We start from the raw sequence: 12,957 nt of genomic DNA on the forward strand, positions 1-12,957 counted from the left end.
GTCAATACCTTCCCGGAAGATCGCCGCAGCGTCGGTATTTCCTGGACAGAGCCCCTTGACCACATCCGGAGTCGATGCTTCTCTGTTGTTCCATTGAGCGGTACGGAAAGAGTTCGAACGTTCGGGAGTCCCCGGACAACGACCTCAGGGAACAGGCAAGAATGAGCCCATGACGACCCAACCCGGAACCGAGACCGCAGGCCGAGTCATCGACGTGCTCCTGCTCTTCACCGACGGCCCCGACGACATCGGGGTGTCCTGGATCGCCCGTGAACTCGGCCTGAGCAAGGCGGTCGTGCACCGCATCCTCCAGACCCTGGTCGCCCGCGGCATGGTGGTGCTCGACCCGCAGACCCGGCTGTACCGCCTCGGCCCGACCACAGCGGCCATCGGCGCCCGGGCGCTGCGCGAGTTCGACCTGCGGGCCGTCGCCGCGGAGACCCTGCGGCGGCTGCACGAGCAGACGCGGGAGACGGTGACCCTCACGGCCCTCGTGCCGGGCGGGCGCGCCTACATCGACCAGATCGTCAGCACCCACGAGGTGAAGATGACCGTGGAGCTCGGCCGCAGGTTCCCGCTGCACGCGGGCAGTTCGGGCAAGTGCCTCCTCGCCTTCCTGCCGGAGCAGCGGCGCGAGGAGATCCTCACCGCGGAGCTGGCCGCGCTCACCGACAAGACCATCACCGACGAGGAGGCGCTCCGCACCGAACTGGCCGCGATCCGGGAGCTCGGCTACGCGAGTTCCCAGGGCGAGCGCCAGGCCGACGCCGGCTCGGTCGCCGCGCCCGTCTTCGGCTTCGACGGCGACGTCCGCGGCTCGGTGTCCGTGTGCGGCCCGCGCTCCCGCTTCACCCCACAGTTCGTCCGCGCCTGCGCGCCCGGCGTGGTCGAGGCGGCACGAGACCTCTCCACGCGGCTCGGCTGGAAGTCCGCCGACCCCGACCGGCAGGCGGCCTCCTCCCCCACGTGATGACGGAAGGAAACCCATGACCGACACCGCCCCCGCACATCAGGCGGACAGCACGGCGGCCCTCGACGGCATCAAGGTGCTGGACATCGCCACGCTGTTCGCCGGCCCTCTCGCCGCCACCCTGCTCGGCGACTTCGGCGCCGACGTCGTCAAGATCGAACACCCCAAGGGCGACCCGGTGCGCCACCACGGCGCGAGCAAGGACGGCGTGGGCCTGTGGTGGAAGATGCTGTCGCGCAACAAGAAGGCCATCACCCTCTACCTCGGCAGCCCCGAGGGCCAGGACATCTTCCGCCGCATGGTCGCGGACGCGGACGTCGTCATCGAGAACTTCCGCCCCGGCACACTGGAGCGCTGGGGCCTGGGCTACGAGGCGCTGGCCGAGATCAACCCGCGGCTCGTCCTGGCCCGCGTCACCGGGTTCGGGCAGCACGGCCCGTACTCCAAGCGTCCCGGCTTCGGCACGCTGGCCGAGGCGATGAGCGGTTTCGCCGCCATCACGGGGCAGCCGGACGGGCCGCCGACCCTGCCGCCGTTCGGCCTCGCCGACGGTGTCTCGGCGCTCACCGCCGCGTTCGGCATCATGACCGCGCTGCACGCCAGGGAGCGCACGGGACGCGGCCAGGTGCTCGACCTGGCGATCATCGAGCCGATGGTCACGCTGCTCGGACCGCAGGCCATCACCTACGACCAGCTCGGCGAGCTCCAGCCGCGCACCGGCAACCGGTCGGCGAACAACGCGCCGCGCAACACCTACCGCACCAAGGACGGCTCGTGGGTCGCGGTCTCCACCAGCGCGCAGTCCATCGCGGAGCGGGTGATGCGGCTGGTCGGACGCCCCGAGTTCATCGACGAGCCGTGGTTCGCCTCGGGCGCCGAGCGCGCCCGGCACGCGGACGAGCTGGACGAGGCGGTCGGCTCCTGGATAGCCGACCGCACCCGCGCCGAGGTCACCGCCGCGTTCGAGGAGGCGCAGGCGGCCGTGGCGCCGATCTACGACATGAGCGACATCTTCGAGGACCCGCAGTTCCAGGCCCTGGAGACGATCACCGAGGTGGAGGACGAGGAGCTCGGGACCATCCGCTTCCAGAACGTGCCGTTCCGGCTCGGCGAGACGCCGGGCGCCGTCCGCTGGTCCGGCCGGAGCAAGAGCCGCGACACCGCGGAGGTCCTCGGCGCGTACGGCGTCGGCGCCGACGAGATGGCCGCCCTCGCCGAGCGGGGCATCGTATGACCTCCCCCGCGCACCCCACCGGCGTACGGTCCTGGCTCTACGTCCCCGCGACCCGCCCCGACCTCCTCGACAAGGCGATGCGCGGCGAGGCGGACGCCGTGGTCCTCGACCTGGAGGACGCGGTGCCGCCCGACCGCAAGGACGAGGCACGTGCGGCCGCCCTGAAAGCGCTGGGGCAGACCTGGCCCAAGCCGCTGTGGATCCGCATCAACCAGGTCCGACTCCCCTACGGGCAGGCCGACTTGGCGGCTCTCGCCGGCGCTCCCGTGCAGGGGCTGCGCCTGGCCAAGTGCGAGAGCGCCGAGGAGATCGACACCGTACTGCGGTCCGTGGACGCACCCCTGCACCTGCTGTTCGAGACGGCACTCGGGGTGGAGCGCGCCTTCGAACTGGCCACGGCCGCCCCGCAGGTGGCGCTCCTCTCGCTCGGCGAGGCCGATCTCGGCGCCGACCTGCGGGTGCGCGGGGACGCGGCGCTCGACTGGGCGCGCGCCCGCCTCGTCACCGCGGCACGCGCGGCCGGACTCTCCGGCCCGGTGCAGAGCGTGTGGACCGACGTGACGGACCTCGCCGGACTGGCCGCCAGCGCCGAACGCGCCCTGGACCAGGGCTTCTTCGGCCGGTCCGTCGTCCATCCGAAGCAGATCCCGGTGGTCAACGCGGTCTTCACGCCCCGGCCCGAAGAGGTCGACGAGGCGCGCCGACTGGTCGACTCGCTGCGGCAGGCCCGGGAGACGGGCAGCGCCGCGTGGCTCGACGACCGCGGCCGGCTGATCGACCCCGCGGTCGTGGCCCGCGCCCACTGGGTGCTGGACCGCGCGAGCTGACCGCACGCGCACACCCCTCGACGGCTCCGCCGTCCCTCTTTCCCGCCCCCACTCCCAGGCAAAGCAGGTCATGACCACTTCCCAGGCAACCCAACCGTCCCGGCCCACCGACTCGTCGCAGCCGTCCGGCAACGCCCTGCTCGACGCGCTGCCCGCCGACCCGCACATCGTGGAGCTGGGCCAGCCGCTGTTCACCGGGATGCCGTGCTCGCCCAACCACCCCGGCTTCCGCATGACGCTGGCCCGCCGCCACGGCGACATGGTCCGCCCCGACGGGGGTTCCGCCTCCAACGAGGTGATCGTGACCGGCGGCCATGTCGGCACCCACATCGACGCGTTGTCCCACGTCAGCCACAACGGCAAGCTGCACGGCGGAGTCGACGCCGCAGAGGCGCAGACCGGCGGGGCCTTCTCCCAGCACGGCGCGGAACAGACGCCCGCCATGGTCACCCGCGGTGTCCTCCTCGACGTCGCCGCGGCGCACGGCGTCGACACCCTGCCCGGCGGATACGGCGTCACCGCCGCCGACCTGGAGCGCGCGGCCGAACTCGGCGGCGCCGAGCCCCGGCCCGGCGACGTCGCCGTGGTGCGCACCGGCTGGGCGCGGCACTTCGACGATCCGGCGACGTACCTCGGCAAGGAGTCCGGCGTGCCCGGCATCACCGAGGACGCGGGCGCGTGGCTCGTAGAACGCGGCGTGAAGGCCGTCGGCTGCGACACCACCGCCTGCGAGCAGATCGCGCCGGGCGCGGGGCACAGCGTCCTGCCCGTCCACCGCCTGCTGCTGGTCGAGCACGGCGTCTACATCATGGAGCACCTCGCTCTGGAGGACCTGGCCGCCACCGGCCGGCACGCGTTCCTCTTCGTCGTGGCCCCGCTGCGGATCGTCGGCGGCACCGGCTCGCCCATCCGCCCGATCGCGGTGGTGCACTGATGACCGTCGACACCACGACCACGGCCACCCCGGCCCAGCGGCTGGCGGAGTTCGCCGTCGCGTCGCGGGACGGCGAACTCGACGCCGAACTGCGGGAGAAGGTCACGGGACATCTGCTCGACCTGCTCGGCAACAGCCTCGCCGCGCTGTCCGAGCGGCCCGGCGCCGCGGTGCGGGAACTGGTCGAGGAGTGGGGCGGCGCCCCCGCCGCCACCGTCATCGGCTCCGCGACCCGGCTGCCCGCCCCGTCGGCCGCGCTGGTCAACGGCACGCTCGCGCACAGCCTCGACTTCGACGACACCCATCTGCCGTCCGTGCTGCACCCGTCGGCATCGGTGCTGCCCGCGGCGCTCGCCACCGCGGAGGCGGTCGGGGCCACCGGGGCGCGGCTCCTGGACGCCGCCGCCGTCGGCATCGAGGTCACCTGCCGGCTCGGCATGGCCCAGTACGACGAGAAGCTCGGCAACTCGGTCTTCTTCGACCGCGGGCTGCACGCCACCGCCATCTGCGGCGCGATCGGCTCCGCCGTGACCGCCGCGATGCTGCGCGGCCTGGACGCCGACGGCATCTGCTCGGCGATCGGCATCGCCGCCAGCATGGGTTCCGGCATCATCGAGGCCAACCGCACGGGCGGCACGGTCAAGCGGGTGCACTGCGGCTGGGCCGCGCACGCGGGAGTGGTCGCGGCCGACATGGCACGGCTCGGCCTGACCGGGCCGCCCACCGTCCTCGAAGGGCGCTTCGGCTTCTTCCAGGCGTTCTGCGGCGAGCGTTTCGACGAGGCCACCGTGACGGCGGCGGTCACCGACGGGCTCGGCGAACGCTGGGAGCTGTCCCGGCTGTTCATCAAGCCCTACCCGTGCAACCACTTCACGCACGCCGGGGTGGACGCCGCGATGCGGCTGCGGCGTCGCGGTGTCGACCCGCGGCACATCGCCCGGCTGACACTGGGTGTGCCCGCGCCCGTCCTGCGCACCATCGCGGAGCCCGCGGCGGAGAAGGCACAGCCGCGCTCCGGCTACCACGCGGCGTTCAGCGGCCCGTACACGGTGGCCGCCGGACTGCTCGCCGATCCCGGCGCCCCGGGAAGCGGACTCGGTGTGTTCCACGAGGACTTCACCGACGAGGCGGCGGCGGACCCCGCGCGTCTCGACCTCGCCGCCCGCGTCACCTGCGTCGCGGACGAGGAGTGCACGACCGTCTTCCCGCACCAGTTCCCGGCCGTCCTCACCGCCGAGCTCGACGACGGAACCGCCGTGACCGAGCGGGTCATGGTCAACCGGGGCAGCCCGCAGGACCCGCTCGACGCCCGGGAACTCACCGCGAAGTTCCTCGCCAACGCCCTCGGCGCCGGTGCCGAACCCGCCGTGCGGGCGCTGGCGGACGAGGTGTGGAACATCGCCGCGGCCGCGGACACGGCGGGCCTGACCCGTGCGCTGTCCGCGGTGGCGGCCGGCACATGAGGCAGCACAGACTCCCCTTCACTCCACCGAGGTGAACCCATGAGTTCCTCGCGTACCAACGTGCGGTGGCTGACGCTCGCACTGATCGTCGCCCTCATCGTGATCAACTACATCGACCGGAGCGCCATCAGTTACGCGGTCGAACCGCTGACCGAGGCCTTCGGGATCAGCAAGTCCCAGTACGGGCTGATCAGCAGCGCCTTCTCCATCGGCTACATGGTGTTCGCCTTCATGGCGGGGCCGCTCGTCGACCGCTACGGCGCCCGGCGCATCCTCCTCGTGGGGGTGGCCATCTGGTCGCTGGTCACCGCGGTGACGCCCATCGCCGGGTCCTTCATCGGGCTGTTCGTCACGCGCATCATCCTCGGCGCGGGCGAGGGCCCGGGCTTCCCGGCGGCGAGCCGCACGGTCAGCCGGTGGCTCCCGCAGAAGGAACGCGGGATCGCGCTGGCGATGGTCGGCGGCGTGGCCGTGTCCGGTTCGCTGCTGATCGGCGGACCGCTGGTGTCGCAGCTGATCGCGCTCCTGACCTGGAAGGGCATGTTCTGGGTGCTCGCCGGCGTCGGCGTGCTCTGGTTCGCCATCGCCTACGCGCTGCTCAAGAACACGCCCGAGGAACACAGCGGAGTGTCGGAGGCGGAGCGCGCGCACATCGCGGCGGGTCAGCTCGAAGAGGAGCGGACCTCCACGGTGAAGGTCCGGTGGCGCCCGATCCTGACCAACCGGAACCTGTGGATCATCGCCGTCGGCTACTTCGCGTGGGGCTTCATGTTCTGGGGCTTCATGTACTGGCTGCCCGACTACCTGTCCTCGGAGTTCCAGCTCAGCATCACCGAGGTCGGACTGTTCACCGTGGCGCCCTGGGCGGCGGGCATCGTCGGCGCCCTCATCGGCGGGGTGATCACCGACCGCGTCTTCGCCCGCACCGGCAGCGAGCGCAGCCGCCTCACCATCATGGGGACCGCGCTCCTGCTCTCCGGCGCAGCGCTGATCCCCATCTTCACCGCGCCGTCCCTGACCGTCGCCGTCACCTTCATCTCGATCGGTGTCGGGTTCGGCTTCGTCACCGGCGGCATCTGGTGGGTCGCCGCGATCGACGCGGCGCCCTCCCAGCCGGGCGTCGCGGCCGGTTTCGCCGACGCGGCGTTCGCCCTGTCCGGCATCGTCGCACCGTCCGTGATGGGCTTCATCGTCAGCGTCACGGGCAGCTTCTCCAGCGGCTTCGTGGTGATGACGGTGCTGGCGGTGGTCGGCGCGGGGGCGATGCTGCTGCTGCCGAAGCGGGGTACGGGTCAGCGCCGCCCCATGGACACCCCGGCGGACCTGGTCACCGAGCCACGGTGACGTCCCGCCACGCCTCGAGGAGCCTCAGCATCGCCTCGGTGGCGCTCGCGATGGCGGGAACGGAGCAGGTCTCGTCCGTGACGTGGGCCTGGTCCGGGTCGCCGGGGCCGTAGAGGATCACGGCCGGTGAGTCCAGCTTCTCCGTGAGGACCGAGGCATCGGTGAAGTACGTCGCGTACTGGGGGTCCCGGTCGCTCTCGGCCGGACACAGGGCGGCCGAGAGCGTCTTCACGAGCCCGTCGTGGGGGTCGGTGGCGATGCTCGGCAGGTCGAGGACCGCGTCGATGTCCGTGTCCGGTCCGGCGAGACGGCCTATCTCCGAGACGGCGTCGCGGGAGGTGAAGCCCGGTACCGTCCTGATGTCCAGCATCAACTCGGCCCGGTCGGGGACGAGGTTGGGCTGGACACCGGCGTGGAACGTGCCGACGTTCACCGTGGCCGCGCCGTGCGTCGCGCTGCTCGGCCAGCCCTCGTGGTCGTGGATACGGGTGGCCGCGCCGGCGAGGGCCGCGAGGGCGTTGACGCCGAGTTCGGGCCGTGAGCCGTGGGCGCTGCGGCCGCGGGCCGTGAGGCGGAGCCACAGCGCACCCTTGTGCCCCAGAACGACCTGGTTGCCGGTGGGTTCCGCGACCAGCACGACAGGGCTCGGGGCCAGGTCGTCGAGTTGCGCCGCGCCGTCGCAGCCGGTCTCCTCGCCGAAGGTGAGGACCACTTGCACATTCGCGTCGGCGTGACGGGCAGAGTGCTCGACGGCGGCGGCGAGGATGCAGGCCACACCGGCCTTCATGTCGCTGCTGCCGCGCCCGAGCAGCCGGTCGCCACGGATGTCGCCGCTCAGCGGGTCGAAGGACCATCCCGAGGCGTCGGCCGGGACGGTGTCGAGGTGGCCGGTCAGGGTGAGGGGTGTGCCGGTGCCCGTGCGGGCCACGAGATTGGCCCGCCCCGGCTCCTCCGCCGCCTCCTCGACACGAACCGTGAAGCCGGCCTCGCGCAGGATGGGGGCGAGGAGTTGTGCGGCAGGCATCTCGTTTCCTGCCCGGGTGTCCAGCCTGACGAGCTGCTGGGTGAGGGCCACGGGGTCGAGCACGCGGTTTCTCCTGTCAGGTTCGCGGCGGTACGGCCGATCCTCGGATGACGAGGTGCAGCGGGAGGACCTGCTGCACTCGCTCGCTGTCGGGTTTGTCGATGCGCGCCTGGACGACTTCCAGCGCGGTACGTGCCAGCTCCGCGACGGGCTGCTGCACGGTGGTGAGTTTGGGGCGGAGCCATTCGCCGACGCGGATCCCGTCGCAGCCGACCACGGAGAGGTCCTCTGGGATGCGCAGGCCGTGGAGTTCGGCGCTGGCGAGCATGCCGACCGCGACGATGTCACTGCCGACGAAGACCGCGGTCGGCGCCTCGGCGGCGCGGGCGAGGTAGGGGAAGGTGCTGGCCCCGAAGCGCTCGGTGTACGGGCCGTGCAGGACGAGGTCGTCGCTGACGCTCAGTCCGGCGTGCTCCATGGCGTCGCGGTAGCCCCGGTACCGGTCGCGGCTGGTGGACAGCTCCGGGGGGCCCGCGACGTGGGCGATGTGCCGGTGGCCGAGCTGGGCGAGGTAGGCCGTCGCCTGGTAGGCGCCGCTGTAGTTGTCGACGGAGATGGCGTCGGCCTGGGAGCTGCCCGCGATCTCCTCGTCGAGGACGACCACCGGCAGTCCCGCGTCGATCGCGGCGATCAGCCGGGGGTTGCTGCGGTGGATGCCGACGTAGATCATCCCGTCGATCGCGTCGGACCTGGCCACGAGGTCGCTGACGCTGGCCTCGCGCCGGGCCTGCTGGCCGGTGACGCCGACGACCAGTTCCACGTCACTGGCGGCCGCCCGGTCGGCGATCTCCTCGGCCAGCTCGGCGAAGAACGGGTTGAGCAGGTCGGGGACGACGAGCGCGATCACCGGATTCCGCCGCGGGCCCGGGGCCTCGGACGGGGCAGCGGGCACCTCGTAGTGGAGCTCGCGGACGGCGGTGTCGATCCTGGCGGCCGTCTCGGGGTGCACCTTCAGCTGGCCGCGCAGATAGCGCGACGCCGTGGATACCGACACTTGCGCATGTTGCGCAACACTCGTCAATGTCACCCAGGTTTCCTCTCTGCGCGTCCCGCCAGTCTATCCACATCTCCTTTCCGCCACCCCATTGACTTCACGAAAACCCGTCTTTAGCGTTGCGCAAACACCAGCACAACATTGCGCAAAGCAAGGAGCCCCCATGGCGCGCGTTCTCATCGCCGGCGAGTCCTGGATCAATGCCTCGACCGATTTCAAGGGCTATGACGCCTTCCCCCACGCCCAGTACGAGACGGGCGCGACCGCCCTCGTCGAGGCACTGGAGGCCGAGGGACACACGGTCACCCACCTGCCGTCCCACGCCGTGGCGACCGACTTCCCCGAGACGCTGGAGAAGCTCTCCGCCTACGACGTGGTGATCCTGTCCGACATCGGGGCGAACTCGCTGCTGCTGCCCCCGCAGGTCTTCGCCTTGGGCCGCCCCTTCCCCAACCGCCTCAAGCTCCTTGCCGAGTGGGTCGGCAAGGGCGGCGGACTGGCCATGGCCGGCGGCTATCTCAGCTTCCAGGGCTTCCAGGGCAAGGCCAACTTCCACGGCACAGCCATCGAGGAGGTCCTCCCCGTCGACATCTATCCCTACGACGACCGGGTCGAGTGCCCGGAAGGGGTCAACGGCGAGCTGACCGACACCGACCACGAGGTCACCGCCGGCCTCGACGCCCAGTGGCCGATCCTGCTGGGCTACCAGCGCCTCGTCCCCAAGACCGACGCCACCGTGCTCGCGACCGTCGAATCGCGTCCGCTGCTCGCCGTACGCACCGTCGGCGCCGGACGCACCCTGGCGTTCGCCTCGGACATCTCACCGCACTGGGCCCCGACCGAGTTCCTCGAGTGGAAGGGCTACCGGCGGCTGTTCCACCAGGCCGTGACATGGCTCGCCGGAACCGCGGAGTGAGCCGTGACGCACACCTCACCGATCACGGTCGACGCCCCTCACACACCGGATCTAACGTGCTGTTTCACGGAGCCCTCGGGCCAGGGTGAAGCGGCCGGTCCGGCCCTGCCCGGAACGCTCAGAGAAATGGTGGCTTCACGATGACATCCGTTTCGCCCCCTGACCCGACGCTCGTGCGGACCGGTCCGTCGACAGGCCCCGGCCGCACCGGCCGGAACACCGCCACGGCGCTGCTGGTCGTGGCCACGATCCTGGCCGGCATGCTCAGCCCCCTGCAGTCCACCGTCAACGGCGCCCTCGGCGACACCATCGACGACGGCAACGCCGCGGCGGTCGTCTCGTTCGGCAGCGGCCTACTGCTCATGGCCGTCATCGTGTTCGCCCGGCCCACCACCCGCCGTCAGGCCCTCGGACTTCCCCGGCAGCTGCGCACCGGCAATCTCCCCTGGTGGAACTGTCTGGCGGGCCTGTGCGGCGGCGCCGTCGTCCTCTCCGAAGGTGTCTCGGTCGGCGCGCTCGGCGTCGCCGTCTTCCAGATCGCGCTGGTCTCCGGAATGATCGTCTCCGGAGTGGTCTGCGACCGCGTCGGCGTCACCTCGGAGGTGAAGCAGCCGCTGTCCCCGGCACGACTGCTGGGCGCGGTCCTGGCCATCGCCGCCACGGTCCTGGCGATCCTGCCCTCCTTCCACGTGCCGGGCACGGTCGCCTTCGCCCTCCTGCCGTTCGCCGCGGGCCTGCTCGCGGGCTGGCAGCCCGCAGGCAACTCCGCGGTCGCCCGCGCGACCGGTTCCGTGCTCGTCTCGATCGGGTTCAACTTCCTCGTCGGCTTCACCGTCCTGCTGGTGGGGCTGCTGGCCCGCATGGCCATGGGATCGGTGCACTTCGCCCTGCCGTCGACGTGGTGGATGTACACCGGAGGAGTCCTCGGCCTGCTCTCCATCGCGTTCATGGCGCTGCTCGTCCGCGGCCTCGGCCTGCTGCTCCTCGGGCTGTCCTCCGTGGCGGGCCAGCTCCTCGGGTCGCTCGTCCTCGACACGGTCAACCCGTCCCTCGGTCACACCGTGCACCTGGTGACCGTGATCGGCACCGTGCTGGGCATCGTCGCCGCGGGCATCGCGATGATCCCCTCCCGTACGCAGGAAGCGGCGGACCGGCCATGACACACCAACCGGCGCACGTGCAGACGGTCACCGGCCCCGTCGCCGCAGCGGAGCTCGGGCTCGTCCTGCCGCACGAGCACCTGTTCAACGACCTGTCCGGCGTCCTCGACAAGCCCAGCCGCCCGTTCACCGAGTTTCTGGCCGACCAGCCGGTCACCGCCTCCGCGGCGTCGGCCCTGCGGCACGATCCGTACTGCTGCCTCGACAACCTCGCGGCCAAGCCGATGGCCGAAGTCCTGCGTGAAGTCGCGGCGTTCCGGGCCGTCGGAGGCGGCACCGTCGTCGACGCGACCTCCAGCTCCGCGATCGGCCGGGCTCCCGAGCGGCTCCGCGAGGCTGCCAGGCGCAGCGGTGTCCACGTCGTCATGGGCTGCGGCGCGTACCTCGAGAAGTTCGAGGGCTCCCGCATCACCGCCACGGACGTCGAGGCCCACGCGCGGACCATCGACGACGAACTCACGCACGGCACCGCGGACCATCACATCCGGCCCGGCCTGATCGGGGAGATCGGTGTCTCCCCCGACTTCACCGCCGGGGAGCACCTGTCGGTCCGCGCCGCCGCGCTCGCCCAACTCAACCATCCGCATGTCCCGTTGATGATCCATCTTCCGGGGTGGCTGCGGCGGGGGCACGAAGTCCTCGACCTCGTTCTCGACGAGGTGGGCGTGGCACCGGGGCGGGTCGTCCTGGCTCACATGGATCCGTCCAGCGGTGACACCGCCTACCAGGACTCCCTCGCGGCGCGCGGTGTGTGGCTGGAGTTCGACATGATCGGCATGGACATCACGTTCCCGCACGAAGGTGCCGCCCCGCGGGCGGAGCTCACCGCCGACGCGGTCGCCCGGCTCGCCACCCGTGGCCACGCCGGGCAGCTCCTGCTCAGCCACGACCTGTTCCTCAAGCAGATGTGGACCCAGCACGGCGGCAACGGACTCACGTTCGTGCCCACGGTCTTCGCCGCGATGCTCGCCGAGCGCGGCCTCGACCACGACGTGGTCAGTGGCCTCACGCGGCGAAACCCCGCCCGCATGCTCACCGGGGCGGCCGCGGACGGCGCCTAGCCGCGCCCGGCCGCCCGACTACTCGGCCGGTACCAGGTTCGACGCCGAGGACTTGATCAGGGCGAGGGCCTGGGCCACCACCGGGTGGCGGGCGCCGCCCTTGCGGGTGGCGGCGAGGATGCGGCGGGCCGGGGCGGGTTCGCCGGAGAGGTGGATGCGGGCCACGGGCCACTCGGTGTTGATGCGGGCGAGGCGCGGCACCAGGATCACGCCGAGGCCGTGCGCCACCATCGCCGTACCGGTGTCCCACTCGTCGGACTGGTGGCCCATGTCCGGGGTGAACCCGGCGGCCATGCACGCGGTGACCAGCAGGTCGTGGTACGTCGTGCCCGGTGTGCCCACGATCCACGTCTCGCGGGCCGCGTCCGCGAGCACCACCCGTTCCCGCGCTGCCAGCGGATGGTCGGCCGGGACCACCAGGTCGAGCGGGTCGTCGAGGAGCGGCTGCTGCTCGAACCGCTCGTCGCTCAGCGGTGGCGAGTCGGCCGTCACGACGACGAGCCCGAGGTCGGCCTCCCCCGTCTGCAACAGCTCGAAGCAGCGCGCCGGCTCCGCCTCCACGAGGCGGACCCGGAGCTGCGGGTGCCGCTCCCGCAGGGTGGCAGCGGTCGACGGCAGCAGATGCGTCGCGGCCGTGGAGAAGCCGCAGAGCGTGAACGTGCCGGTCTGCACGTCGGCCATCGCCGCGAGGTCGCTGCGCGCCCGCTCCCACTGCGCCTCGAGTACGGCCGCGTGCCGGAGCAGCGTCCGGGCCGCGGCGGTCAGCTTCACGCCGCGCCCCGCGGGCACCATGAGCGTCACGCCGACCTGCTCGGCCAGCTGCCGCAGCTGGTACGAGACCGTCGACGGCTTGAGCCCCATGGCGTCGGCCGCCGCGGTGACGCCTCCGTGGGCCTCGACCATCTGCAGCACCTTGAGCTTCGGATCGATCATTCGAATATTTTGCAGGGTCGCGTGCAAGATCGCACAA

At 71.7% G+C, this 12,957-nt stretch carries 12 protein-coding genes; 9 read left to right on the forward strand and 3 right to left on the reverse strand.

The genetic code is table 11. The features are described 5' to 3' along the window. Window positions 1–169: 169 nt before the first annotated feature. The 6 genes from ACY34M_RS24865 to ACY34M_RS24890 all read left to right on the forward strand — a co-directional run bounded on the left by ACY34M_RS24865 (window position 170) and on the right by ACY34M_RS24890 (window position 6,772). A complete protein-coding gene (locus ACY34M_RS24865) occupies window positions 170–970 on the forward strand; it encodes an IclR family transcriptional regulator (RefSeq protein WP_462720505.1) in 801 nt (266 codons plus the stop codon). A 16-nt stretch (window positions 971–986) separates the two neighbouring features. Then, window positions 987–2,204, forward strand: a complete 1,218-nt coding sequence (locus tag ACY34M_RS24870; RefSeq protein ID WP_462720506.1) for a CaiB/BaiF CoA transferase family protein — start codon at window positions 987–989, stop codon at window positions 2,202–2,204. Continuing rightward, window positions 2,201–3,031 carry an HpcH/HpaI aldolase/citrate lyase family protein gene (locus tag ACY34M_RS24875; RefSeq protein WP_462720507.1) on the forward strand — a complete coding sequence of 277 codons (831 nt, stop codon included), beginning with the start codon at window positions 2,201–2,203 and terminating at the stop codon, window positions 3,029–3,031. Before ACY34M_RS24870 ends, ACY34M_RS24875 begins: the two co-directional genes overlap by 4 nt. Window positions 3,032–3,101: 70 nt before the next feature. Next, the gene (locus ACY34M_RS24880) at window positions 3,102–3,965 is read left to right on the forward strand and encodes a cyclase family protein (protein ID WP_462720508.1); all 864 of its coding nucleotides are present in this window, start codon (window positions 3,102–3,104) and stop codon (window positions 3,963–3,965) included. Further along, complete coding sequence (locus ACY34M_RS24885; protein ID WP_462720509.1) at window positions 3,965–5,428, forward strand: MmgE/PrpD family protein; 1,464 nt, start codon at window positions 3,965–3,967, stop codon at window positions 5,426–5,428. Before ACY34M_RS24880 ends, ACY34M_RS24885 begins: the two co-directional genes overlap by 1 nt. A 39-nt stretch (window positions 5,429–5,467) precedes the next feature. Next, window positions 5,468–6,772 (forward strand): MFS transporter, encoded by a 1,305-nt coding sequence (locus tag ACY34M_RS24890; protein WP_462720510.1) that lies wholly within the window; start codon window positions 5,468–5,470, stop codon window positions 6,770–6,772. Here the strand turns inward: ACY34M_RS24890 and ACY34M_RS24895 are convergent. After that, entirely contained in the window at window positions 6,756–7,859 is a 1,104-nt protein-coding gene (locus tag ACY34M_RS24895; RefSeq protein WP_462720511.1) for a M20 family metallopeptidase, read from the reverse strand. The two genes, ACY34M_RS24890 and ACY34M_RS24895, sit on opposite strands and share 17 nt — an antisense overlap. 13 nt (window positions 7,860–7,872) lie before the next feature. Continuing rightward, window positions 7,873–8,883, reverse strand: coding sequence for a LacI family DNA-binding transcriptional regulator (locus tag ACY34M_RS24900; RefSeq protein ID WP_462720512.1), 1,011 nt, complete (start codon window positions 8,881–8,883; stop codon window positions 7,873–7,875). A 130-nt stretch (window positions 8,884–9,013) separates the two neighbouring features. On the opposite strand from ACY34M_RS24900, the gene ACY34M_RS24905 reads away from it, so the two are divergent. From ACY34M_RS24905 to ACY34M_RS24915, 3 genes are all read left to right on the forward strand, one after another. After that, on the forward strand, window positions 9,014–9,766 hold the full coding sequence (locus ACY34M_RS24905; RefSeq protein ID WP_462720513.1) for a glutamine amidotransferase: 753 nt from the start codon (window positions 9,014–9,016) through the stop codon (window positions 9,764–9,766). 140 nt (window positions 9,767–9,906) lie between these two features. Continuing rightward, complete coding sequence (locus ACY34M_RS24910; RefSeq protein WP_462720514.1) at window positions 9,907–10,926, forward strand: DMT family transporter; 1,020 nt, start codon at window positions 9,907–9,909, stop codon at window positions 10,924–10,926. Further along, the gene (locus ACY34M_RS24915) at window positions 10,923–11,987 is read left to right on the forward strand and encodes a phosphotriesterase family protein (protein ID WP_462720515.1); all 1,065 of its coding nucleotides are present in this window, start codon (window positions 10,923–10,925) and stop codon (window positions 11,985–11,987) included. The genes ACY34M_RS24910 and ACY34M_RS24915 overlap by 4 nt, the downstream gene beginning before the upstream one ends. Window positions 11,988–12,005: 18 nt before the next feature. On the opposite strand, the gene ACY34M_RS24920 is transcribed toward ACY34M_RS24915, so the two are convergent. Beyond that, a complete protein-coding gene (locus ACY34M_RS24920; RefSeq protein WP_462720516.1) occupies window positions 12,006–12,920 on the reverse strand; it encodes a LysR family transcriptional regulator in 915 nt (304 codons plus the stop codon). Between the last annotated feature and the right edge of the window lie 37 nt (window positions 12,921–12,957).

The organism is Streptomyces sp. EDA2-14 (assembly GCF_054963755.1).

Bases quoted from the DNA above. Each gene is read 5' to 3' on its own strand.
- ACY34M_RS24905 (WP_462720513.1), top strand. From the start codon at position 9,014: ATGGCGCGCGTTCTCATCGCCGGCGAGTCCTGGATCAATGCCTCGACC.
- ACY34M_RS24870 (WP_462720506.1), top strand. From the start codon at position 987: ATGACCGACACCGCCCCCGCACATCAGGCGGACAGCACGGCGGCCCTC.
- ACY34M_RS24890 (WP_462720510.1), top strand. From the start codon at position 5,468: ATGAGTTCCTCGCGTACCAACGTGCGGTGGCTGACGCTCGCACTGATC.
- ACY34M_RS24920 (WP_462720516.1), bottom strand. From the start codon at position 12,920: ATGATCGATCCGAAGCTCAAGGTGCTGCAGATGGTCGAGGCCCACGGA.
- ACY34M_RS24885 (WP_462720509.1), top strand. From the start codon at position 3,965: ATGACCGTCGACACCACGACCACGGCCACCCCGGCCCAGCGGCTGGCG.
- ACY34M_RS24915 (WP_462720515.1), top strand. From the start codon at position 10,923: ATGACACACCAACCGGCGCACGTGCAGACGGTCACCGGCCCCGTCGCC.
- ACY34M_RS24865 (WP_462720505.1), top strand. From the start codon at position 170: ATGACGACCCAACCCGGAACCGAGACCGCAGGCCGAGTCATCGACGTG.
- ACY34M_RS24880 (WP_462720508.1), top strand. From the start codon at position 3,102: ATGACCACTTCCCAGGCAACCCAACCGTCCCGGCCCACCGACTCGTCG.
- ACY34M_RS24910 (WP_462720514.1), top strand. From the start codon at position 9,907: ATGACATCCGTTTCGCCCCCTGACCCGACGCTCGTGCGGACCGGTCCG.
- ACY34M_RS24875 (WP_462720507.1), top strand. From the start codon at position 2,201: ATGACCTCCCCCGCGCACCCCACCGGCGTACGGTCCTGGCTCTACGTC.